This window comes from Longispora albida DSM 44784, assembly GCF_000379825.1.
GTDB classification, from domain to species: Bacteria; Actinomycetota; Actinomycetes; order Mycobacteriales; family Micromonosporaceae; genus Longispora; species Longispora albida.
Genome location: NZ_KB903813.1, coordinates 481,174 through 502,595, shown reverse-complemented (window position 1 = coordinate 502,595; position 21,422 = coordinate 481,174). Strand labels below are relative to the sequence as shown.

Here is a 21,422-nt window from a genome sequence, read left to right as displayed (position 1 = left end):
GTTTCGTTTGGGGAGAGCAGCAGGTAACCCTGAGGTCAGGGGCAGGTAAGGCCCCATAGGATCGCGGCATGGAGTTCCGGGTGCTGGGCGGGGTCGAGCTGGTCGACGGCGACGTCGTCACCGCGCTCGGCAACCGGCGGATCGAGCGCTGCGTGCTGGGCGTTCTCCTGCTCGGCATCGGCGGCCCGGTGTCAGCCGACCGGCTGATCGACCTGATCTGGGGCGAGGACCTGCCCGGCCAGCCCAGGGCGGCGATCCAGGTCGCGGTGTCCCGGCTGCGCGCACAGCTCACCGCCGCCGGCGCGGATCGGTCCGGTGTGGCGATCGTGAGCCAGAGTTCCGGATACCTGCTGACCGGCTCGCCGGAGCAGGTGGACGCGCTGCGCTTCCGCGCGATGTACCAGGAGAGCCGCCGGCTGTCCGACCCGGCCGAGCGCCGCGCGCTGCTCGGCTCGGCGCTGGCCCTGTGGCGCGGGCCGGTACTCGGTACCGGGGCCACCGAGCCGATCAAGCAGCGGATCTGGCCGGAGTTCGACGAGCTGCTGCTGACAGCCACCGAGGACCGGATCGCGGCCGATCTCGACCTGGGCCGGCACTCCGACGTGGTCGGCGAGCTCTTCGTGCTCACTGCGGAGCACCCGCTGCGGGCGCGGCTGACCGAACAGCTCATGATCAGCCTGTACCGCACGGGCAGGCAACCCGAAGCCCTCGCCACCGCCCGTGCCTTCCGGACGGCGCTCGCCGAGGAACACGGGCTCGATCCCGGCCCCGAGTTCGTCCGCCTCGAACAGCAGATCCTCCGTGACGAGCTCGGCACGGGAACGCCGGAGCCGCAGCCGTCCCCGGCCCCGTCCCCGGTACCCAACCAGGTCCCGCCGTCCAGCGCGGACTTCACCGGCCGGGTCGCGGCGTTGTCCTGGCTGGACGGCCTGCTGCCCTCGGTACAGGATGGCACTGCCCCGGTCGTGATCTCGGCGATCGACGGCAGTGGCGGTGTCGGCAAGACGGCACTCGCGATCCACTGGGCGCACCAGGCCCGTGAGCACTTCCCCGGCGGGCAGCTGCACATCAACCTGCACGGCTTCTCGATGATCACGCCGGTCACGCCGCTGGAGGCCCTGGGCCGGTTCCTGCGGGCGCTCGGAGTGCCGCCTCAGCGGGTGCCGGACGGGCTCGACGAGGCGGCGGCGCAGTTCCGCGAGCTGACGACCGGCCGGCGGATGCTGATCGTGCTCGACAACGTGGGCGGCGCCGAGCAGGTCAGGCCGCTGCTGACCGCTGGCCCGGGCAACCTCACCCTGATCACCAGCCGCAACCGGCTCGCCGGGCTGATCGCCATCGACGGCGCGCAGCGGCTGACCCTGGGCCTGCTGACCCCGGAGGAATCGGCCGCCCTGCTGGCCAGGATGCTCGGCGAGGACCGGGTCGCCGCCGAGGCGGAGGCCGCCGGGGAGATCGCACGGCTCTGCGGGTACCTGCCGCTCGCCATCCGGATCACCGGCGCGCTGCTGGCCGACCTGCCGGAGCGGGACCTGGCCGGTTACGCCGCCGAACTCGCCGGCTCCGACCGCCTCCTCGCTCTCGACATCGAGGACGACCCGGCCGCGTCGGTCCGGGCAGCCTTCGAGCGGTCGTACGCGATACTCAGCCCCGAGGCCGCCCGGATGTTCCGTCTCTGCGGGGTGTTCCCCGGCCCGGACATCACGGCCGGCGCTCTGGCCGCTGCGGCCGGGGCCGGCGAGGACCAGGCTGCCGAGATCCTCGACCAGCTCGCCACCGCGCACCTGGTCGAGGAGACGGTGCCCGGCCGGTACGCGCCGCACGACCTGCTCCGGCTCTACGCCGCCGAGCTGGCAGCGGAGGACGAGGGCTCACTGGCCGCGCGGGAGCGGCTGGTCAGCTGGTACCTGCACGCGACCCACACGGCGGCCAGGATTCTCAACTCCCAGCTGATCCTGCCGCCTCTGCCCGAGCCTGTCGCCGGCCTGACGCTGCCGGATCTCGGCGGGCTCCCCGAGGCCATGGCCTGGTACGAAGCCGAGCGCCCCAACCTGGCAGCGGCCCTGCTCCACCTCGTGAACGAGAACCAGCACGACCTCGTGCACGTGCTCAACGAAGTCGTCCGCCCGTACCTGTTCCGCTCGCTGTCCTTCGAGGACTGGGAACTGACCAGCCAGGCGGCGCTGCGTTCCGCCCAGGCCAGCGGCAACCAGACAGCCATCGCCGAGGCGCACAACAGCCTGGCCCAGCTCCGCTACAGCCGAGCCAAGTACGCCGAAGCGATCGAGCACTATGCCCCGGCGCTGGTCGCGGCGCGGCAGTCCGGCAACCCTGCCACGGAGGGCTTCGTCCTGCTCGGCTACGCCAACGCCCACCTGGTATACGGCCAGCTCGGCCAGGCCCGTCAGTACTACCTCGAAGGCGTGACCGCCTGGCAGGCCGCCGGTTCCCGGCACTACGAGACGGTCCACTGGGACAACATGGCCCTCGCGAGCACCCTGCTCGGCAACCTCGACGAGGCGGTGGCGGGCTTCGAGTCAGCGCTCGCCTGGTATCAGGAGATCGGCGCCGAGGGCCGCGAGGCGCACTGCCGGTCCAATCTCGCCACCACCCTGATCTACCGCGGCGACTACGAGCTGGCGGCGGAACATCTGAGCCAGGCGGTCGGCGCCCAAGCCGCCCAGGCCACCCAGCGCGGCGAGGCCATGACCCGGCACAGCCTCGCGATGGCCTACGCAGGCCTCGGCCGCCTCTCCGAAGCCCGCACCCAGGCCGAACTCGCACTCACCATCGCGACAGAGAGCCAGAACGGCTACACCAAGGCCGAAGCCCTGGCCACCCTCGGCATGCTCGACCTCAGCGAAGGCGACCCCGCAGCGGCGTCCACTGTGCTCGACCAGGCCCTCGCCGTGGCCAGAGAGGCCGGCGTCGCCGTCTCCGAGGCCCGCACCCTCACGCTCATCTCAGAAGCCCGCACAGCCCTCGGCGACCACCCCGGCGCCGTCACCGCCGCCAAGGAAGCCCTGGCCATCATCACCACCACCGGCTACCGAGTCCTCGAACCAGCAGCCCAGGCAGCCCTGGCCGCAGCAAGCTGATCACCGGACCAGGTATCGGAGCAGCGCGCAGTCCCCCAGCTGCTCCACCCCGGCAAGCCGCATCCGGCTGGCTGGATACCTGCCCGGATTCACAAACGTGGGCGCGTCGTCATCTCCGACGAAGAACGGCGCGACCACCAGGTGCACCTCGTCAGCGAGCCCCTGGGTCAGGAACTGCGTGTGCAACGTGCTCCCGCCTTCGACCATCAGCCGCTCGACGCCCCGGCCGGCCAGATCAGTGAGGATACGCGGCAACTCGATCGTCTCGACCACCGTGGCCACGCCCTCCAGCGCAGGCACGGGTCGTCCACTGTAGACCAGCTTCCCGGTGTTCCCTGACGCGAAGAAGTTACTGGCCGGATCGAGGTTTCCGCTTGCCGAGATCGTCACCTTGACCGGACTCTCGGGCTTCCCGTCACGAACCCGCGCGGCCCGCCGTTCCGCCGAGCGCACGAGCAGCCTGGGGTTGTCCCGCCGGATCGTGTTCGCCCCGACCAGGATCGCGTCACACGTCGCGCGGACCGCGTCCACGCGGTCGAAGTCCTCAGCGTTCGACAGCAGCAGCCGCTCTCCGGTGTTGTCGTCGATGTGCCCGTCGATCGACATGGCGCAGCTCAGCAACACGTACGGCCGATCCGTCATCACTTGCTCCTTGTCAGTAGCCGATCGACAACACTGGTGTACTCCTCGGCGGTGGCGCAACGGCCAAGGGCCAGGAACTCGTCTTCGGACAGCCAGGCACGCGACTCGGGCCGGCCAGCCATCACCTCGTAGGCGGTCCGCGCCGTACCACCGGACGCAGGAAAGGGAAGCACGCTCATCCCTGCGGCCAGGCCGAGCTCGACCTCGTGAAGCGTGCCGCCGGCCCCGCCGATCACCAGAATGAAGTCGGCGTTCCGGATGACGTTCGGCCTGCCAACAATGCCCGTGACCGTTTTGAGGTGTGGCGGCTGGTCTATGACGACGTCGCGGGCGAGGTCCACACGCACTGGATGCGGCACGGGGACATCTACGTCCTCGCCCACGATTCGGTGACGTGGACTGTCTCCGGAGGGCAATGGACCAGGCCCGGCCACAGTTATCGCCTGCACCGCCCTGGCGGCCCGGTGACATCGCTGCCCACCATCACCGGCGGCCACCCACTGGACCGCTGGGCGGTCTACCAGCTCCACGCGACATCACTCGCCGCCTGGGAGCTGTGGGCAGCGGCCCCGCCACTGGCCTACCCCAATACCTCGTCGACGTAGCACCAGCGCCAGGCTTCGCCTGGTTCGGCTGAGCGCATCACCGGGTGCCTGGTGGCGTGGAAGTGGCCGGTGGCGTGGCGGTACGGCGACGAGTCGCAGCAGGCCACGTGGCCGCAGCTCAGGCACTGGCGCAGGTGTACCCAGTCGCGGTGGCCAACGGCGACGCACTCGCCGCACACGTCGACCTCGTTGCCCGGGAGTTCCCCGCCGACTGCGAGGTGCTCGCAGCTGCTACTCATCGTGTCTCCGTTCCAAGAGGGATTCTTCGAGGTCCATGTCGCGCTGGGCGGCACGGAGGACTTCCTCGGGGAGCCTGCCAGTGTTGCGGGCGACCCGGAAGACTTCGCGTTCGGCTTCGAGCATCTCGCGGCGGAGCCGGGAGTACGCCTGGGTGGGGGTTTCGCCGTCCTGTTTGCCCAGTCGTTCCCAGGCGATGTTGGTGCGGTAGTCGACGACCTTGCGGAGTTGTTCGACGACGGTGACCGGGGCGCTGTCGGCGAGTTCGTAGAGCCGGTCGAGGCCTGCCTTGCCCGCCTCGTGCTGGACGCCGGCTTCGGCCAGGGCGTCGGCGCGCGGGTCGTCCCTGGGGAGCTTCATCGTGCGGACGACCCAGGGCAGTGTGAGGCCCTGGATCAGCAGGGTCGCCACGATCACGGCGAAGGCGAGCCAGACGAGCAGTGGCCGTTCGGCGAGCGTGATCGTGGACGCGGCCGCCAGGGTCACCACGCCGCGCATGCCAGCCCACGACACCACGGCCTGGAAGGACTTTGCGGGGATCGGGTCGCGGGGGCGGTGGCCGGGGAGCAGGCTGGTGAGCGCTGTGCCCAGGTACACCCAGAGGAAACGCCCGATGATGACCACAGCGACGACGGCGACGGTCGCGCGGGCGACGGTGGCCACGTCCATGTCGAGGTCGGCGATGATCCAGCGGATCTGGAGGCCGACGAGCAGGAAGACCGAGCCTTCCAGCAGGAAGCGGACCATCTTCCAGAATGCCTCCATCTGGAGGCGGGAGGCCGCGGACATCAGCGTGGGCCACTGGTGGCCGAGGACCAGGCCGCTGACCACGACAGCGACCACACCGGACGCGTGGATCTGCTCTGCGGGGATGAACACCAGGAACGGGGTCAGCAGGCTCAGCGAGTTGTCGAGCAGCGGGTTCGTCGTGCGGCGGTGCAGGAAACCGATGACCGCAGCGCCGGCGAAGCCGACGGCCAGGCCGCCGAGGACCGCGATCGCCGCTGTCCGGGTGATGTCGAGGCCGGACAGTGCCTGCCCGGTGGCCGCTGCGACCGCCACGCGCAGGGTGACGAGGGCTGTCGCGTCGTTGACCAGGCTCTCGCCTTCGAGGATGGTGACCATCCGGCGGGGCAGGCCGATCCGGCTCGCGATCGAGGTCGCGGCGACGGCGTCCGGCGGGGCGACCACGGCACCCAGGGCGAACGCGGCGGCGAGCGGCACCGAAGGCACGATCCAGTGCAGGGTGAAGCCGACGGCTGCCGCGATGAACAGGGCGTGCCCGACCGCGAGCATCAGGATCGGCCGGATGTTGCGGAGGAAGGCTGGCAGCGAGGTCTCCACCGCGGCGACGTACAGCAGCGGGGGCAGGATGCCGACCAGGACGACCTCTGAGGAGAGCCTGACGTCGAGGACACCGGGGATGTAGGAGATCCCGATGCCGACCGTCAGCAGCAGGATGGGCGCCAGGACGCCCAGCCGCCGGGCGAGGGCGGCCACCGCGACAACCGTCGCGACCAGGCCGACGATAGTTACCAGCTCGTGCACATGATCGAGATTAGTGGACCGGCTGTCCCGGCGGCTCCATGATCAACACAGGAGCCGCCGGAGACGGCGATCTAGTGGAAGAAGTGCCGGGTGCCGGTGAGGTACATCGTGATGCCGGCCGCGTTGGCCGCCTCGATCACCTCGGGGTCGCGGATCGAGCCGCCCGGCTGCACGACAGCCTTCACGCCGCCGTCGATCAGGACCTGGAGGCCGTCAGCGAACGGGAAGTACGCGTCGGAGGCCGCGACGGAGCCGGTCGCGCGCTCCTCGCCGGCCCGGGTCACGGCCAGCTTCGCCGAGTCGACCCGGTTGACCTGGCCCATGCCGACGCCCACCGAAGCGCCGTCCTTCGCGAGCAGGATGGCGTTCGACTTCACGGCACGGACAGCACGCCACGCGAATTCAAGATCTTTGAGGGTACCGGCGTCAGCCGCCTCCCCGGCCACCAGCTGCCAGCCGTCAGCGGTGTCCCCCGGCGCGTCCACGTGGTCGGGAGTCTGCACGAGCAGGCCGCCGGAGATCGGCCGCAGCTCGACCTCCGCCGCCGGGTCGGTACCGATCACGAGCAGCCGGATGTTCTTCCGGGCCTTCAGGATCTCCAGCGCCTCCGGCTCGAACTCCGGAGCCACCAGCACCTCGGTGTACCCCTCGTTGATCTGCCGGGCCATCTGCGCCGTCACGGTACCGTTCGCCGCGACCACGCCGCCGTACGCGCTCTGCGGGTCACACGCGTTGGCGCGCGCGTGCGCCTCGGCGATGTCGGTACCGACGGCGATCCCGCACGGGTTCTGGTGCTTGATGATCGCGACGCACGGGCCCTCGTGGTCGTTGGCCGCCCGCCACGCCGCGTCGGTGTCGATGTAGTTGTTGTACGACATCTCCTTGCCGTGCAGCTGCTCCGCCGTGGCCAGCCCGCCGGTGCCGGACGTGTACAGCGCGGCCTTCTGGTGCGGGTTCTCGCCGTAGCGCAGGTCGCCGGCCTTCTGCCAGGTCCGGCCGGCCCAGTCCGGGAAGTCCTGCCCGGCGCCCAGCGCGCCCAGCCAGGAGGCGACGGCCACGTCGTAGGACGCGGTGTGCCGGAAGGCCTCGGTGGCGAGCTTGCGCCGCTGCTCCAGCGTCAGGCCGCCGGAGTTGATGGCCTCGACGAGCTCGGGGTAGAAGGACGGGCTGGTCACGACGGCCACGTTCGCGTGGTTCTTCGCCGAGGACCGCACCATCGCCGGGCCGCCGATGTCGATCTGCTCGATGCAGTCGTCGGGGCCGGCGCCGGAGGCCACGGTCTGCTGGAACGGGTACAGGTTGCTGACCAGCAGGTCGAACGGCTCGATGCCCAGCTCGGCGAGCTGCGCGGTGTGCGTGTCCAGCCGCAGGTCGGCCAGCAGCCCGGCGTGCACCTTCGGGTGCAGGGTCTTCACCCGGCCGTCGAGGCACTCGGGGAAGCCGGTCAGCTCCTCCACCCGGGTCACCTTGACCCCGGCGGCCTCCACCACGGAAGCGGTGGAACCAGTCGAGACGATCTCCACACCGGCCGCGCCCAGCGCGCGGGCCAGCTCGGGGAGGCCGGTCTTGTCGTACACGGAGATCAACGCCCGGCGGATCGCCTTCTTCACAGCTGCCAACCTTCCTAGCACTGACGCTATTTGAGCTCTTGCTTTGGCTCTTGATCTAAGGCGAGGTGGCCCGGTGAGCGGAAATCTGACAAGCAGAACGAAAGCCCTCGTACTGGTTTGTACGTGGGCTTTTGTTCTGCGCAGCTCAGATTTTCGCTCACCGGGTCGGCACAACCCCGATCAGGACTTTGCGGGCGGAGATGGTCCAGCCCTCACGGACCAGCCTGCCCGTGTACTCAACGAGCTGCCGCCGCTCGGCGACCTTGATCCGCTCGGTGAGGGTCTCCTCGGTGTCGTCCAGCTCGACCGGCACCGCGACCTGCGCGATGATCTGGCCGGTGTCCACACCGCTGTCCACGAAGAACAGTGTCGCGCCCGTGATCCGCACCCCGTACTCGAGCGCGTCGCGCGGCCCGTGGATGCCGGGGAAGGACGGCAGCAGCGAGTTGTGCGTGTTGATGTACCGGTCGCCGAACCGTTCCATGAAGGCCGGCCCGGTCAGCTTCAGGAACCCGGCGGAGATGACCAGGTCCGGCTGGTGCTCGGCGATGTCGGCGGCCAGCGCCACGTCCCACTCCTCGCGGGTCGGGTGCGCCTTCACCGACTGGACGAACGTGGGGATGCCCGCGGCCCTCGCGAGTTCGAGCCCGCCGGCCGAGGCGCGGTCCGCGCCGACCGCCACGACCTGCGCGCCGTAACCGGGATCAGAGCACGCCTCGATCAGGGCCGCCAGATTGCTGCCGCCGCCGGAGATGAGGACAACGAGACGGGCTGTCATGCGCCAAACCCTATCGGGCCGCCTCCGGCCGCATGCCAGGGCCAGGCACTTTCTTGGTGGTTCCCGGTACGCTACGCGGGTTCGCATCCCTTGCAAGCTTGGAGTCACCCCCGATGGGTTACCCGAACCAGGACCCGCAGCAGCCGTACGGCCAGCAGCCGCAGCAGCCCTACGGTCAGCCCGCCCAGCCCTACGGCCAGCAGCCCTATGGCCAGCAGCCGCAGCAGCCGTACGGCCAGCCAGCAGGCTACGGCCAGCAGCCGGCGTACGGCCAGCCGCAGGCCCAGCAGCCGGCCGGCTACGGCCAGCCGGCCTACGGGCAGCCCTACGGCCAGGCGCCGGCCGGTGAGATCCCGAACTACATGACCTGGGCGATCATCTCGATCTTCCTGTTCTGGCCGCTGGCGATCCCCGCGATCATCAACGCGCAGAAGGTCAACCCGGCGATCGCCGAGGGCCGGTACGCCGACGCGCAGACCGCGTCGGAGGCCGCCAAGAAGTGGGCCAAGCTGGCCACGATCATCGGCCCGATCCTGATCGTGCTGAACTGCGTCTGCTTCTTCATCCTCCCGCTGATCGCCAACGCGTAGCGCCAGCGCGGTAGCCGAAGCGGCGACCACCACCGGGGCCGGGCCTGAGACCACTCAGGACCGGCCCCGGTTCGTATTCGGACCCGTTTCGACCTCGATAAGTGTCACTAAACGAGCGAAACGGGCATACGATGACCCCGAAGCTAGCTCTGCTACTGCGCTGAGGGGAGCAGCAGATGACGATGCCACCGCCCCCGCCACCCGGCGGGCCGGACTATCCGGAGCAACCCGAGCCACCCGGCGGCGTGCCACATACCCCGCACAACCCGCCGCCACCGCCACCCCCGCCGCCGAGCGGGTTCCCTGGCGGCATGACGGGGCCGGGTGCCGAGCCGGTGCCGCCGTACGGCGCACAGCCGCCACCACCGCCTCCCCCGCCGCCGCCGCCGGTACCGAACGAGCCGGGCGGACCCTACGGGCCGGGCGAGCCATACGTACCGCCACCGCCGTCCGGCCCGCCCTACAGCGGAACGACCTACGGCGCCGGCGCGGGCGACCCGTACGGCGCGGTGCCACCCGGCATGCCGCCCTACGGGTCCATGCAGGGCGACCAGCCCAGCGACAAGGGCAACATCTGGGGTTACCTGGCACTCGGCTTCGGTATCGCGGCCCTGGTGCTGTTCTGGTGCTGCGGTATCGGCCTGCTGTTCGGCATTCCGGCCGTGGTGTGCGGCTTCATCGGCATGCAGAAGGCCAAGCAGGGCCAGGCGACCAACCGGACGCTCGCCCTCGTCGGCCTGATCCTCGGCGCTGTCGGCATCGTGGCGTCGTGCATCGCCTGCGGCATGACGGACTGGGATGGCCTGCGCGACCGGATGGACGACTACAACCGCTAGGCATTGGGACCCCTCATGTCGCTATGGCGACGTGAGGGGTCCCACGTTCATGAAGGTCAGCGGCGGAAGAGGCGAGGCCCGAGCCGGTACGCGACGGCGCCGAGCGGGGCGCCCACCGCCACCGCGAGCCCGCCGAAGAGGCCGAACTGCCACCACACAGCGCCCAGGTCTGCCATCTCCTCGGTACCGAGGGAGCCGCTGGTGAACAACGCCGCCAGCGCGCACAGCACCCCGGCGGGCAGGCCGGCGAGCATCGCGGACTTGGCCAGCCTCGGCGTGCGCAGGTCGGAGCGCCGGGCCAGCAGCGCGCCGGCCAGGGCCGTGGCCAGCAGCGGCACCAGCATCACCAGCGCGCCCAGCCACGTCACCGGCCGGTCGGGCAGCGCGCCGAAGACCGGGGCTGCCGGGATCGCGCCCAGCCGGACGTCGAGCAGGCTGACGCTCGTACCGGCGCCGAGCAGGAACCCGGGCCCGACCAGGTAACTGGCGGCCCAGACCGACAACGACGGCGCGTAGACGAGGCAGACGAGGGTCAGGCCGGCCTGGCCGAGCACCCCGGTGTCGTAGCTGCGGAGAACGCCGCCGACCGCCCCGCCGTTCACCGCGACGGACACGCCCACGGCACCCGCGCCAGCACCGGCCAGGGCCAGCACACCGACCACGGCCGTCCGCAGCGCGTGCCGGGACTGCCTGGGTACGCGACGCCACACCCCGCCGAACAGTCCCGACTCAGCCAGCGCCCCGGCACCGGCGGAAGCGGCGGCGAGCAGGCCGGTCGTCAGCAGAGCGCGAATCGGGGAGATCGTCAGGCCCGGCGTACTCGCCAGCACGGCGGCCAGCCCGCCCAGCAGCCCGTACGCGCCGGCCACGGCACCGATCACCGGAGCCAGCAGCTTCACCACCTGCCGGGGGTCGGCCGGAGCGTCCGCGATGGACCGTCCGAGCCCGACGCCGCGCGCGGTGTGGGCGCCGGCTCGCACCAGCCGGTACACGATCAGGATTGTCAGCGCCAGCGGCGCGAGACTGACCCGCACGTCCCCGGCCGAGATCGGCACCCCGTGTCCCAGCAGCCAGGCAGCGGCGCTGAACCGGCCGATGGCGCTGGCGGAAGCGGCGCTGCGCCCCTCGAACAGCCAGGCAGCCGCAGCGAGCACCAGCACGGGGGCGAAGGAGATCAGCGCTGCCCAGCCACTCGTGACGAGTGCCGCGGAGAACACGGAGACCTTCGGCGCCTTCTTCACCTTCGGCGGGGCAGGCCGGATCAGCACAGTCTCGCGCTGGGTGGCGGTGTAGGTCTCCTCTTCCATCACTGTCCACTCTAAGCGAACAGGTCTAACCGAATAGGGCGCCCGCACTGCTGAGCAGTGCAAGCGCCCTGTTCGGATCTTGGGAGAACTGACTTACAGGCTCTCGATGACCTCACGCATCAGGCGCGCGGTCTCCGACGGCGTCTTGCCGACCTTGACCCCGACAGCCTCCAGCGCGACCTTCTTGGCGTCGGCCGTCCCGGACGAGCCGGAGATGATCGCGCCCGCGTGACCCATGGTCTTGCCCTCGGGGGCGGTGAAGCCCGCGATGTAGGCGACGACCGGCTTGGTCACGTGCTCCTTGATGTACAGCGCGGCGCGCTCCTCGGCGTCGCCACCGATCTCGCCGATCATCACGATCGCCTCGGTCTCCGGGTCCTCCTGGAACGCGGCGAGAGCGTCGATGTGCGTGGTACCGATGATCGGGTCGCCGCCGATGCCGACAGCGGTCGTGAAACCGATGTCCGACAGCTCGTACATCATCTGGTAGGTCAGCGTGCCCGACTTCGACACGAGACCGATCCGGCCGGAGCCCGAGATCGAGGCCGGGATGATGCCGGCGTTCGACTTGCCGGGCGAGGCGATGCCGGGGCAGTTCGGCCCGATGATCCGGGTCTTGTTGCCCGTGGCGACGGCGTGCGCCCAGAACTCCGCGGTGTCGTGCACCGGGACGCCCTCGGTGATCACGACGGCGAGGCCGATGCCAGCGTCGATCGCCTCGAGAACGGCGCTCTTGGTGTGCGCCGGCGGGACGAAGATGACGGTGACGTCAGCACCGGTCTGGCCCATCGCCTCAGCGACGGACGCGAACACCGGCAGCTCGGTGCCGTCGACGTCCACGGTGGTGCCGGCCTTGCGCGGGTTCACACCGCCGACGATCTTGGTACCGGCGGCCAGCATCTTCCGGGTGTGCTTCATACCCTCGGAGCCGGTCATGCCCTGCACGATGACCTTGGAGTCCTCAGTCAGCCAGATAGCCATGATCAGACCCCCGCAGCCGCGAGCTCGGCCGCCTTGCGGGCGGCACCGTCCATAGTGTCCACCCGCTGGACCAGCGGGTGGTTCGCCGTGTCGAGGATGCGGCGACCCTCTTCGGCGTTGTTGCCGTCCAGCCGGACGACCAGCGGCTTGGTGACGTCCTCGCCCCGGTCGTGCAGCAGCTGCAGCGCGGAGACGATGCCGTTGGCGACAGCGTCGCACGCGGTGATGCCACCGAAGACGTTGACGAAGATGCTCTTCACGTCAGCGTCGGACATGACGATCTCCAGGCTGTCGGCCATGACCTCGGCCGAGGCGCCGCCGCCGATGTCGAGGAAGTTGGCCGGCTTGACGCCGCCGAACTCCTCACCGGCGTAGGAGACCACGTCCAGGGTGGACATGACCAGGCCAGCGCCGTTGCCGATGATGCCGACGGAACCGTCGAGCTTCACGTAGTTGAGGTCCTTGGCCTTGGCCGCCTGCTCCAGCGGGTCCACGGCGCTCTTGTCCTCGTAGGCCTCGTGCCCGGCCTGGCGGAAGTCGGCGTTGGCGTCGAAGGTAACCTTCGCGTCCAGCAGCAGCACCCGGCCGTCGTCGAGCTTGGCCAGCGGGTTGACCTCGACCAGCGTGGCGTCCTCGGCCACGAAGGCGGCCCACAGCTTCACGGCGATGTCGGCCACCTGATCGGCGACCTCAGCCGGGAACTGCGCCAGAGCCACGATCTCCCGGGCCAGGGCCAGGTCGACACCCTTGCTGGCGTCGATCGCGACCTTGGCGACCTTCTCGGGCGCGTCGTGCGCGACCGTCTCGATCTCCATGCCGCCCGCGACGCTGGCGATGCAGAGGAAGGTACGGTTCGCCCGGTCCAGCAGGTAGGAGAAGTAGTACTCCTCCTCGATCTGGGCCGTGGTGGTCACCATGACCTTGTGGACCGTGTGGCCCTTGATGTCCATCCCGAGGATGTCCGTCGCCCGAGCCTGAGCCTCAGCGGGGTCAGCTGCGAGCTTGACGCCGCCAGCCTTCCCCCGGCCGCCCACCTTGACCTGGGCCTTCACTACAACCCCGACGCCGAGCTTCTCGGCGATCGCGCGGGCTTCTTCCGGAGTGGTGGCTACGTCGCCGCTCAGAACCGGCAACCCGTGCCGCTCGAACAGCTCGCGCCCCTGGTACTCGTACAGGTCCACGTTTGCGCGTCCCGTTCCGTCGTCCTTGACGCGCCCGCCGATTGACGGGCCTAACGTCGCAGACTAGTGGCCCCGCCGCACAGGGGTGAACACGCGGGTACACGGTGTGCCGAAGTCCACAGCACACCCGAACCTGATTCGCAAACTTTTTGCGGATGCAGCCAGAAAAACTTTCCGGCGAGGGCGTTACCCCCACCAGCGGCCCTCGTTGAACTGGATGTCAGACGAGGGGGACGAAACACCAGGAAACGGACTCCCCTACAGGTCTGATGCAAGCGGCCGATGCCTCGTCGGTCGAGGGGTGGCGGCGGGGTGTCGTGCGAAGAGGGACCGGATGTGTGAGGGGTGCATCCGGTCCCTCACCTATGGGTTGTGCCGGCCCGGTGAGCGAAAATCTGAGCTGCGCAGAAAAAACGCCCAAGTACATCAGTACTAGGGCGTTTTTTCTGCTTGTCAGATTTCCGCTCACCGGGCCACCTCGCGTTAGATCAAGAGCGAAGAGCCAAGATCAAGAGCGTGATTTTGTACCCGCGGCGGGGCCCCGGGGAAACCGGCAGCCCCTTCCTCGCTCGACTGGTTACGCGGTGGTGCTCGCCGCGAAGCGGTCCTTGACCCAGTCGACGATCGACTGGGTGGTGGCGCCCGGGGTGAAGATCTTGGCCACGCCGAGGCCCTCGAGCTCGGGGATGTCGCCGTCGGGGATGATCCCGCCGCCGAAGACGACGATGTCGTCGGCGCCGCGCGACTTGAGCAGCTCGATCACCTTGGCGAACAGGGTCATGTGCGCGCCGGACAGCACGGACAGGCCGACAACGTCGGCGTCCTCCTGGATGGCGGTCTCCACGATCTGCTCCGGGGTCTGGTGCAGCCCGGTGTAGATGACCTCCATGCCGGCGTCCCGCAGGGCACGGGCGACGACCTTGGCCCCCCGGTCATGCCCGTCGAGGCCCGGCTTGGCGACGACAACCCGAATCCGTGCGCTCATCGCAGACTCCCTTGTCAAGCTTTCCTGCCGGAGACGGTACATCGGCCGCCGGGCGTGACCCACACCGCATCGGCCTGCTGCACTGTGATCGATCGATAACGCGATGTAGTCACAGCAGCAACAAACCTAGTCCGGTCGGCCAGGAAGGCTGAGCGAAAGGCCACGAAGACATGATCAACCTTGGATGTCACCGATGTCAGCGGGTTAGCTCGTCGACGGCTCACCCGCTGATACCGGAGGTTGTCGGATGCGACATACAAAAGATGAAGAGGGCGACAAGCCGCTCTTCGCGACGAAGGTCCAGCAAGTCAGCAATGTACTCGGTGCCACACTGGGCAAACTGAAGCGTCACCCGATCGGAAACCACCGCGCGCTGCGCAGCAAGTACACCGGCGCTGGCGTTGGAGTCGCCGCCGTCACGCTCGCCGCCCTCGCGTCGCTCGTATATGTGAACCAGCCCGGTGCCGAGTCCACGGCCCCGGTGTCCGCCGCAGCGAAGGCCGACGAACGTCAGGTCGACTCGCGCGCGGACCGCTCCAACCGTGAAGCTCCTTCCGCTGCCCCGAGCAGCGCAGCTCCGGTCCCGGCCGCCGCGCCCTCCACCGCGCCCGCCGCCCCGGCAGCTCCCGCGGCTCCGGCCGTTCCCGCCGCCCCGCCGGTGACCCAGGCTCCCCCGCCCCCGCCGAAGCCCGCGTGGGTCTCCCCCGTCGTGAACTACGACTTCACCAGCTCCTTCGGCCCGCGCTGGGGTACCGCGCACGAGGGCGTCGACCTGGCTGGCCCCGAGGGCACGCCGATCCGTTCCGTCGCGGCCGGCACCGTCGAGCTGGCGACCACGTACGACTGGGGTGGCTACGGCTTCACCGTCGTCGTCAACCACGGCGGCGGCGTCCGCACGCTCTACGCACACAACTCGGCGATCAAGGTGAGCGTCGGGCAGAAGGTGGACGTGGGCCAGCTCATCGCGCTGATGGGCAACACCGGCGACTCGCAGGGCTCGCACAGCCACTTCGAGGTGCACGTCGGCGGCAACGGCATCGAGCACGCCAACGCGGTCGACCCGGTCCCGTTCATGGCCGCTCGTGGCGTGAAGCTCTAGGACTGACACACGTAGTACGGCGTAACGCCCCGGCCCGCAGCGGCCGGGGCGTTGCCGTATCCGCGACCAGGCCCCCGGCGTCCCGTGGCGGCTCTACGATCAGGCCATGCCCGTCATCGAGGCCCTCCGGGAGCTGGCCGGCCGCTGGGCCGGGACGAACGAGTTCCGGCTGATGCCGGCCGACCCGGCCGAGCGGCTGGCGACCACCGCTGAGCTCACGCTCGTGGCCCGTAACGGCGTCAGCCTCGCCTACACCTGGTCACATCCGGCCGACGGCCCTCAGGAGGGCTTCGCGCTCCTGCACGATGCCGAGGACGGATCGGCGGCCGCGACCTGGCTGGACAGCTGGCACCAGTCTCCGCAGGCTGCGACGCTGACCGGTACCGCCGATTCTTCTGGTACTCACCTCCGCACGACGTACGGCGGTGGCGACTGGGGCTGGGCCATCCACGTCGAACCGGCCGGGGCCGGGCTCCGGATCACCATGACCAACGAGGGGCCGGGCATTCCCGCGTACGCGGCGATGACAGCCGTCTACGAGCGGAGCCCGTGACAGCACACAAGTGCTACTGTCCAATATGAAGCCACTTGATAGCGCTACTGTGCCGTTGGCCGAATCACTACTCGACCTCACCGCCCTGCGCGCCGACACGCCCGGCTGCGAGCGCGTGATCCACCTGAACAACGCTGGCTGCGGGCTGCTACCCGCCCCGGTACTGACCACTATGGTCGACCACCTGCACCTCGAAGCGACGATCGGCGGGTACGAGGCAGCCGCGGCCCAGGCCGGAGCCGTCCAGGGCTTCTACACCGAGATCGCCGCGCTGATCGGGGCGGAACCCCGCAACATCGCCTTCGCTGGCAGCGCGACGCACGCGTACTCGACAGCGTTGTCGGCGATCCCCTTCCAGCCAGGGGACGTCATCCTCACCACGCGCAACGACTTCATCTCCAACCAGATCGCGTTCCTGTCACTGCGGAAGCGGTACGGCGTCGTCGTCGTGCACGCCCCCGACCTGCCGGAGGGCGGCGTGGACGTGGCCGCGATGGCTGCCCTGATGCGGACGCACCGGCCGCGCCTCGTCGCCGCCACCCACATCCCGACCAACTCGGGCCTCGTCCAGCCGGTCGCCGAGATCGGCGCGCACTGCCGCGAACTCGGCCTGCTGTACCTGGTCGACGCCTGCCAGTCGGCCGGCCACTACCCGCTCGACGTGCACGAGATCGGCTGCGACCTGCTCACCGCCACCTGCCGCAAGTTCCTGCGCGGGCCGCGCGGCTCCGGGTTCCTGTACGTCTCCGACCGGGTGCTCGACGCCGGCTACGAGCCGCTGTTCGTCGACATGCACGGGGCGCGCTGGGTGGCGCCGGGCCGGTACGAGCCTGCCGCGACGGCGGCGCGCTTCGAGGAGTGGGAGTTCCCGTACTCCACTGTGCTGGGGTGCGCCGAGGCCGTCAGGTACGCGAGAAAGATTGGCATCGAGGCCATCGCACGCCGGACGCCCGCGCTCGCGGCCCGGCTGCGCACCCTGCTGGGCGAGATCCCGGGCGTGCGCGTGGCCGACCGGGGCAGGAAGCTGGGCGGGCTGGTCACCTTCACGATCTGGGGCTGGCAGCCGGAGCCGTTCAAGGCCGCGCTCGACGGGCTGGGCGTCAACTCGGCGCTGAGCTTCCGGGAGTTCGCGCAGTTCGACTTCGGTGACAAGGATGTCGACTGGTGCCTGCGGCTCTCCCCGCACTACTACAACACCGAGGACGAACTCGGCCGGGCCGCCGAGGCGATCGCGAGCCTGAGCAGGACCTGAGCGGTGCCCGGGGCCTCGATCGGTCAGAGCACCAGGTCGTCCTGCTCGTCGAAGATCCAGCCGTCCTCGTAGAGCACCTCGAACAGATGCCCGTCGGCGTCGGTGAAGTACCCGCTGTGTCCCCACGGATTCTGGCCGGCCGGGCGGGTGACCGTGGCGCCCAGCTCGGCCGCCTTGGCCATGACCTCGTACACCTCTTCGGCGCTGAGGGCCACGTACGCCAGGGCGAAGCCAGCGAAACCGCCCGGCTCCCGGTCCGGCAGGCCGGCGTCGGCCGCGAACGCCGCCCGGGACTGGAACGCGACCGCGACCCCGCCCAGCTCGAACAACGCGAACTCGTCCGAGCCCGCAGCGGACCGCCGCCAGCCCAGTGCCTGGTAGAACGCGACCGAGGCTGCGACATCGCGCACACCGAGCAGGATCATGTTGAGCCGCTGCCGCACGTCTTCCTCCTGGGGACCGGAGCCGGGCCCGTCATCCTGCCACCCGGCCGTCCGCGGCCCGGCACCGCCTTGATCAGCCGGTCCCTCACAGCTTCTGGATCGGGGCGTGCCGGAGCATCAGCCACAGCAGCTGGTCGCCGAAGTCCACCTGGGCCTTCGCGCCGGGGCCTGAGCCCTCGACCACGACCACCCGGCCCAGCCCCCACTTGTCGTGGGTGACCCGATCGCCGGGCGCCAGGTTCGGCACCTTGGCCGGCAGCGAGGAAGCCGTCTTCACCAGCCGGGGGTCGAGCCCCAGCCGCGAGACCAGCCCGTTGTTCCCGCCTGAGGCCGAGGGCCGCTCCACGTACCCGGAGCCGATCCCCGAGCCGACCGGCGCCGTCCCGTGCTCCCAGCGCAGCAGGTCCGGCGGCAGCTCCTCCACGAACCGGGACGCCGGGTTGTACTGCGGCTGCCCCCACGCGCTCCGCGTCACCGCCCGCGACAGGAAGAGCCGCTGCCTGGCCCGGGTGATGCCCACGTACGCGAGCCGCCGCTCCTCCTCCAGCTCCTTCACGTCGCCGAGCGCCCGCAGGTGCGGGAACACGCCGTCTTCGAGGCCGGTGAGGAACACGACCGGGAACTCCAGGCCCTTGGCGGTGTGCAGGGTCATCAGCGTGACCACGCCAGCGTCCTCCGGGTCGTCGGAGGGCAGCTGGTCGGCGTCGGCCACCAGCGCGACCTGCTCCAGGAAGCCCGCCAGGGTGACCTCCTCCTCCAGCGTCTCCGCCCGCTCCGAGTACTCCCTGGCCACGCTGACCAGCTCCTGGAGGTTCTCCACTCGGCCGGCGTCCTGGTGGTCCTCGCTGTTCTCCAGCTCCTCCAGGTAACCCGTCTTGGCGAGCACGGCCTCCAGGATCTCCTCCGGCGGCGCCTCGGCCGCCAGGGCACGCAGCTCGCCCATCAGCTCCACGAACCCGGCGATCGCGTTGGCCGACCGGGAAGCGATGCCCGGGGCGTCACCGGCGCGCTCCAGTGCCGCGCCGAACGAGATCCGCTCGCGAATGGACAGTGCCTCCACACACGCCTCGGCCCGCTCGCCGATGCCGCGCTTGGGAGTGTTCAGGATGCGGCGCAGGCTGACCAGGTCGTCGGGGTTGGCCAGCGCCCGCAGGTACGCGAGGGCGTCGCGGACCTCCTTGCGCTCGTAGAACCGCACGCCGCCGACCACCTTGTACGGCAGGCCGACCCGGATGAACACCTCTTCGAACACGCGGGACTGCGCGTTGGTCCGGTAGAACAGCGCGATGTCGGCGGGCCGGGCGGCATCCGCGTCGACCAGCTTGTCGATCTCCCGCGCGACCCAGCTCGCCTCGTCGTGCTCGGTGTCGGCCACGTAGCCGACGATCTGCTCGCCGTCGCCGGCGTCGCTCCACAGCCGCTTGGGCTTGCGGTCGGCGTTGCGCGAGATGACGGCGTTGGCTGCCGAGAGGATCGTCTGGGTGGAGCGGTAGTTCTGTTCGAGCAGGATCGTGGTCGCCTGCGGGTAGTCGCGCTCGAACTCCAGGATGTTGCGGATCGTCGCGCCACGGAAGGCGTAGATCGACTGGTCGGCGTCACCGACGACGCACAGCTCCCCGGTCTCCCCCACGATCTCCTTGACCAGCGCGTACTGCGCGTGGTTGGTGTCCTGGTACTCGTCGACCAGCACGTGCCGGAACCGCCGCCGATAGTGCTCGGCGACATCCGGGAAGGCACGCAGCAGGTGCACGGTCGTCATGATCAGGTCGTCGAAGTCGAGCGCGTGGGCCTCGCGCAGCCGGCGCTGGTAGAGGGCGTAGACCTCGGCGAGCGTGCGCTGGGCCGGGCCCTCGGCCTTGGCCGCGAAGTCCTCGGGGTCGATCAGCTCGTTCTTCAGGTTCGACACCTGGGCTGCCAGGCCACGGGCCGGGTAGCGCTTCGGGTCGAGATCCAGCTCGCGGACGACCAGGGCCATCAGGCGGCGCGAGTCGTCGGCGTCGTAGATCGAGAAGGTCGACTTGAGCCCGGCGTTGGCGTGCTCGGCACGCAGGATCCGCACGCAGGCCGAGTGGAAGGTCGACACCCACATCAGCCGGGCCCGGCCGCCGACCAGCTTCGCGACCCGCTCCTTGAGCTCGCCGGCCGCCTTGTTGGTGAAGGTGATCGCCAGGATCTCGCCGGGGTGCACGTCGCGGTGCGCCAGCAGGTACGCGATGCGGTGCGTCAGCACCCGCGTCTTGCCGGAACCAGCACCCGCGACGATCAGCAGCGGAGTGCCTGCATGCTCGACGGCCGCGCGCTGCTGCTCGTTCAAACCGTCAAGGAGGGGAGAAGAAGTCTCAAAAAGCGCCTGCACGCCTGCAAGTCTAGGCGGCCCCACCGACAGAACCCGATACGAGCTACGCCCGGCCGGTTTCGATCTCTGCGAGGCCGCGGCGGTAGACCTCGATCGCCGCCAGTTCCTGCCCGCTCGCCCGGAGGATGTCGCCCAGCTCGCGGGCGATGGCGCAGGCCGCCAGCCCGCTCGCGGCTTCGAGGGCCGCGCGCAGCAGCTCCTCCGCCGTCGCCAGGTCACCGCGTTCACGGGCGATCAGACCCTGGATTTTGTACGCCGTGGCAGGCTCGGCCTCCGCTGCCGCGTCCAGCGCGTCAGCGGCCCGCCCGAGCTGCCACAGGACCTCGGCCAGCTCCCCCGCGACGATCTCGCCAAGCACCTCGCGGGCGACGGTCAGCTCGGCGAGCGCCGCCTCGGCCTCCCCGCGCTGGACGAGCAGCCGGCCACGGCTCCACCGGCCGAGCGCCGCGGCCCGCCGGTACCCGCGGTGGCGGATCGCCAGCCTGGCCCGCTCGGCTGCCGCCTCGGCGTCGGCCCAGTGGCTCTGCTCGCGCAGGGTCCTCGCCGTGGTCAGGTGCCGTTCGATCAGGGCGCTGGAGTCGACGGGCGGGCCGGTCAGGGCCTCGGCGGCCTCCGCTGAGCTCACGGCACGCTCCGGGTACCCGAGGTCGGCGTAGATCTCCACCAGCGCGTACCGCAGGGCCGCCTCGGCCTCCGGGTCCGGCAGGCCGGAGGACTCCAGCTGCGCGACGGCCCCGTCGAGCAGGTACGCGGCGTCGCGGGCCGGGATCAGCCGGGCCTTCGCGATCAGCAGCGGTACACGGACGGTGAGGGGTTCGCCGGCCAGCAGCGCCTCGGCCTCGGGTATCCGGCCGAGCCCGGTCAGCGCGGCCGCCTCGGCCCTGCGCAGGCCCGCGTCGGCGGCCAGTGTCCGTACTCTCCGGAATCGTTCCAGCTCACCCGACAGCTCAGCCTCGGCCAGGGCGATCAGCAGGTCGGCAGGCAGCTCGCTCGGCCGGCCGGTGGACAGCTCGGCTGGTGTAACTCCGAGTCGCTCCGCGAAGTAACTCAGCGCATCCGTGGACGGCGTACGCCGCTCGGCTTCGACGGTCGAGATGTACGCGGCCGTGTAGCGCTCACCCGCGAGATCTTTCTGGGTGAGACCCCGATCGGTGCGCAGCCGGTGCAGCCGGGCACCGAGCGACTCATGACTCCTAACCGCACCCGCCATAACACATACGGTAACCCATCACTGCCAACTGCCCTCAAGGTGTTACAGAGGTCTTTACTCGAGTTACTAGCCCTGTTATACATGGGCCTCGTGACAGCAGTCACATTCCCC

20 protein-coding genes are annotated in these 21,422 nt (G+C 70.0%); 7 read left to right on the top strand and 13 right to left on the bottom strand.

The annotated features are described in order from the left end of the window. The first annotated feature begins 68 nt into the window (after positions 1-68). Positions 69-3,098, top strand: coding sequence for an AfsR/SARP family transcriptional regulator (locus tag A3G1_RS32785; protein WP_018347872.1), 3,030 nt, complete (start codon positions 69-71; stop codon positions 3,096-3,098). On the opposite strand, the gene A3G1_RS0102450 is transcribed toward A3G1_RS32785, so the two are convergent. Continuing rightward, positions 3,099-3,740 carry a RibD family protein gene (locus A3G1_RS0102450; RefSeq protein ID WP_018347871.1) on the bottom strand — a complete coding sequence of 214 codons (642 nt, stop codon included), beginning with the start codon at positions 3,738-3,740 and terminating at the stop codon, positions 3,099-3,101. It abuts the gene before it with no gap. Then, entirely contained in the window at positions 3,740-4,081 is a 342-nt protein-coding gene (locus A3G1_RS0102445) for a hypothetical protein (protein WP_018347870.1), read from the bottom strand. The genes A3G1_RS0102450 and A3G1_RS0102445 overlap by 1 nt, the downstream gene beginning before the upstream one ends. 9 nt (positions 4,082-4,090) lie before the next feature. Here A3G1_RS0102445 and A3G1_RS40290 point away from each other — a divergent pair, with 9 nt between their 5' ends. Next, positions 4,091-4,345, top strand: a complete 255-nt coding sequence (locus A3G1_RS40290; protein WP_157640856.1) for a hypothetical protein — start codon at positions 4,091-4,093, stop codon at positions 4,343-4,345. Here A3G1_RS40290 and A3G1_RS32780 read toward each other — a convergent pair. The 4 genes from A3G1_RS32780 to purN all read right to left on the bottom strand — a co-directional run bounded on the left by A3G1_RS32780 (position 4,321) and on the right by purN (position 8,518). Next, a complete protein-coding gene (locus A3G1_RS32780; RefSeq protein ID WP_018347869.1) occupies positions 4,321-4,584 on the bottom strand; it encodes a UBP-type zinc finger domain-containing protein in 264 nt (87 codons plus the stop codon). The genes A3G1_RS40290 and A3G1_RS32780 overlap by 25 nt on opposite strands. Then, positions 4,577-6,130, bottom strand: coding sequence for a Na+/H+ antiporter (locus A3G1_RS0102435; protein ID WP_018347868.1), 1,554 nt, complete (start codon positions 6,128-6,130; stop codon positions 4,577-4,579). Before A3G1_RS0102435 ends, A3G1_RS32780 begins: the two co-directional genes overlap by 8 nt. A gap of 71 nt (positions 6,131-6,201) precedes the next feature. Next, positions 6,202-7,740: a bifunctional phosphoribosylaminoimidazolecarboxamide formyltransferase/IMP cyclohydrolase gene (purH, locus tag A3G1_RS0102430; protein WP_018347867.1), complete on the bottom strand. Its 1,539-nt coding sequence runs from the start codon at positions 7,738-7,740 to the stop codon at positions 6,202-6,204. 157 nt (positions 7,741-7,897) lie between these two features. Beyond that, positions 7,898-8,518: a phosphoribosylglycinamide formyltransferase gene (purN, locus tag A3G1_RS0102425; protein WP_018347866.1), complete on the bottom strand. Its 621-nt coding sequence runs from the start codon at positions 8,516-8,518 to the stop codon at positions 7,898-7,900. A 113-nt stretch (positions 8,519-8,631) separates the two neighbouring features. On the opposite strand from purN, the gene A3G1_RS0102420 reads away from it, so the two are divergent. Both A3G1_RS0102420 and A3G1_RS42060 read left to right on the top strand, forming a co-directional pair. Beyond that, positions 8,632-9,108 carry a CD225/dispanin family protein gene (locus A3G1_RS0102420; protein ID WP_018347865.1) on the top strand — a complete coding sequence of 159 codons (477 nt, stop codon included), beginning with the start codon at positions 8,632-8,634 and terminating at the stop codon, positions 9,106-9,108. A 176-nt stretch (positions 9,109-9,284) separates the two neighbouring features. Further along, entirely contained in the window at positions 9,285-9,944 is a 660-nt protein-coding gene (locus A3G1_RS42060; protein WP_157640854.1) for a DUF4190 domain-containing protein, read from the top strand. Positions 9,945-10,000: 56 nt separating this feature from the next. Here A3G1_RS42060 and A3G1_RS32770 read toward each other — a convergent pair whose 3' ends face one another. The 4 genes from A3G1_RS32770 to A3G1_RS0102395 form a co-directional block, all read right to left on the bottom strand. Next, positions 10,001-11,251, bottom strand: coding sequence for a cell division protein PerM (locus A3G1_RS32770; RefSeq protein ID WP_018347863.1), 1,251 nt, complete (start codon positions 11,249-11,251; stop codon positions 10,001-10,003). Between the two features lie 93 nt (positions 11,252-11,344). Further along, positions 11,345-12,232, bottom strand: coding sequence for a succinate--CoA ligase subunit alpha (gene sucD, locus A3G1_RS0102405; protein ID WP_018347862.1), 888 nt, complete (start codon positions 12,230-12,232; stop codon positions 11,345-11,347). A 2-nt stretch (positions 12,233-12,234) separates the two neighbouring features. Beyond that, entirely contained in the window at positions 12,235-13,413 is a 1,179-nt protein-coding gene (gene sucC, locus A3G1_RS0102400; protein WP_018347861.1) for an ADP-forming succinate--CoA ligase subunit beta, read from the bottom strand. 577 nt (positions 13,414-13,990) lie between these two features. Next, the gene (locus A3G1_RS0102395) at positions 13,991-14,398 is read right to left on the bottom strand and encodes a cobalamin B12-binding domain-containing protein (protein ID WP_018347860.1); all 408 of its coding nucleotides are present in this window, start codon (positions 14,396-14,398) and stop codon (positions 13,991-13,993) included. A 247-nt stretch (positions 14,399-14,645) separates the two neighbouring features. On the opposite strand from A3G1_RS0102395, the gene A3G1_RS40285 reads away from it, so the two are divergent. The 3 genes from A3G1_RS40285 to A3G1_RS0102380 all read left to right on the top strand — a co-directional run bounded on the left by A3G1_RS40285 (position 14,646) and on the right by A3G1_RS0102380 (position 17,302). Beyond that, positions 14,646-15,497, top strand: a complete 852-nt coding sequence (locus A3G1_RS40285; protein WP_018347859.1) for a M23 family metallopeptidase — start codon at positions 14,646-14,648, stop codon at positions 15,495-15,497. Positions 15,498-15,603: 106 nt separating this feature from the next. Beyond that, positions 15,604-16,050, top strand: a complete 447-nt coding sequence (locus A3G1_RS0102385; protein WP_018347858.1) for a hypothetical protein — start codon at positions 15,604-15,606, stop codon at positions 16,048-16,050. Positions 16,051-16,099: 49 nt separating this feature from the next. Then, complete coding sequence (locus A3G1_RS0102380; protein WP_245563441.1) at positions 16,100-17,302, top strand: aminotransferase class V-fold PLP-dependent enzyme; 1,203 nt, start codon at positions 16,100-16,102, stop codon at positions 17,300-17,302. A gap of 23 nt (positions 17,303-17,325) precedes the next feature. Here the strand turns inward: A3G1_RS0102380 and A3G1_RS0102375 are convergent, their stop codons facing one another. The 3 genes from A3G1_RS0102375 to A3G1_RS0102365 all read right to left on the bottom strand — a co-directional run bounded on the left by A3G1_RS0102375 (position 17,326) and on the right by A3G1_RS0102365 (position 21,311). Beyond that, on the bottom strand, positions 17,326-17,745 hold the full coding sequence (locus A3G1_RS0102375; RefSeq protein WP_018347856.1) for a VOC family protein: 420 nt from the start codon (positions 17,743-17,745) through the stop codon (positions 17,326-17,328). Between the two features lie 85 nt (positions 17,746-17,830). Next, positions 17,831-20,101 carry a DNA helicase PcrA gene (pcrA, locus tag A3G1_RS0102370; RefSeq protein WP_040477310.1) on the bottom strand — a complete coding sequence of 757 codons (2,271 nt, stop codon included), beginning with the start codon at positions 20,099-20,101 and terminating at the stop codon, positions 17,831-17,833. 43 nt (positions 20,102-20,144) lie between these two features. Beyond that, on the bottom strand, positions 20,145-21,311 hold the full coding sequence (locus tag A3G1_RS0102365; protein ID WP_018347854.1) for a helix-turn-helix domain-containing protein: 1,167 nt from the start codon (positions 21,309-21,311) through the stop codon (positions 20,145-20,147). Between the last annotated feature and the right edge of the window lie 111 nt (positions 21,312-21,422).

Bases quoted from the DNA above. Each gene is read 5' to 3' on its own strand.
- A3G1_RS32770 (WP_018347863.1), bottom strand. From the start codon at position 11,251: ATGGAAGAGGAGACCTACACCGCCACCCAGCGCGAGACTGTGCTGATC.
- A3G1_RS32780 (WP_018347869.1), bottom strand. From the start codon at position 4,584: ATGAGTAGCAGCTGCGAGCACCTCGCAGTCGGCGGGGAACTCCCGGGC.
- sucD (WP_018347862.1), bottom strand. From the start codon at position 12,232: ATGGCTATCTGGCTGACTGAGGACTCCAAGGTCATCGTGCAGGGCATG.
- A3G1_RS0102420 (WP_018347865.1), top strand. From the start codon at position 8,632: ATGGGTTACCCGAACCAGGACCCGCAGCAGCCGTACGGCCAGCAGCCG.
- A3G1_RS42060 (WP_157640854.1), top strand. From the start codon at position 9,285: ATGACGATGCCACCGCCCCCGCCACCCGGCGGGCCGGACTATCCGGAG.
- A3G1_RS32785 (WP_018347872.1), top strand. From the start codon at position 69: ATGGAGTTCCGGGTGCTGGGCGGGGTCGAGCTGGTCGACGGCGACGTC.
- A3G1_RS0102385 (WP_018347858.1), top strand. From the start codon at position 15,604: ATGCCCGTCATCGAGGCCCTCCGGGAGCTGGCCGGCCGCTGGGCCGGG.
- A3G1_RS0102365 (WP_018347854.1), bottom strand. From the start codon at position 21,311: ATGGCGGGTGCGGTTAGGAGTCATGAGTCGCTCGGTGCCCGGCTGCAC.
- A3G1_RS40290 (WP_157640856.1), top strand. From the start codon at position 4,091: ATGCGGCACGGGGACATCTACGTCCTCGCCCACGATTCGGTGACGTGG.
- A3G1_RS0102450 (WP_018347871.1), bottom strand. From the start codon at position 3,740: ATGACGGATCGGCCGTACGTGTTGCTGAGCTGCGCCATGTCGATCGAC.
- A3G1_RS0102395 (WP_018347860.1), bottom strand. From the start codon at position 14,398: ATGAGCGCACGGATTCGGGTTGTCGTCGCCAAGCCGGGCCTCGACGGG.
- A3G1_RS40285 (WP_018347859.1), top strand. From the start codon at position 14,646: ATGCGACATACAAAAGATGAAGAGGGCGACAAGCCGCTCTTCGCGACG.
- purN (WP_018347866.1), bottom strand. From the start codon at position 8,518: ATGACAGCCCGTCTCGTTGTCCTCATCTCCGGCGGCGGCAGCAATCTG.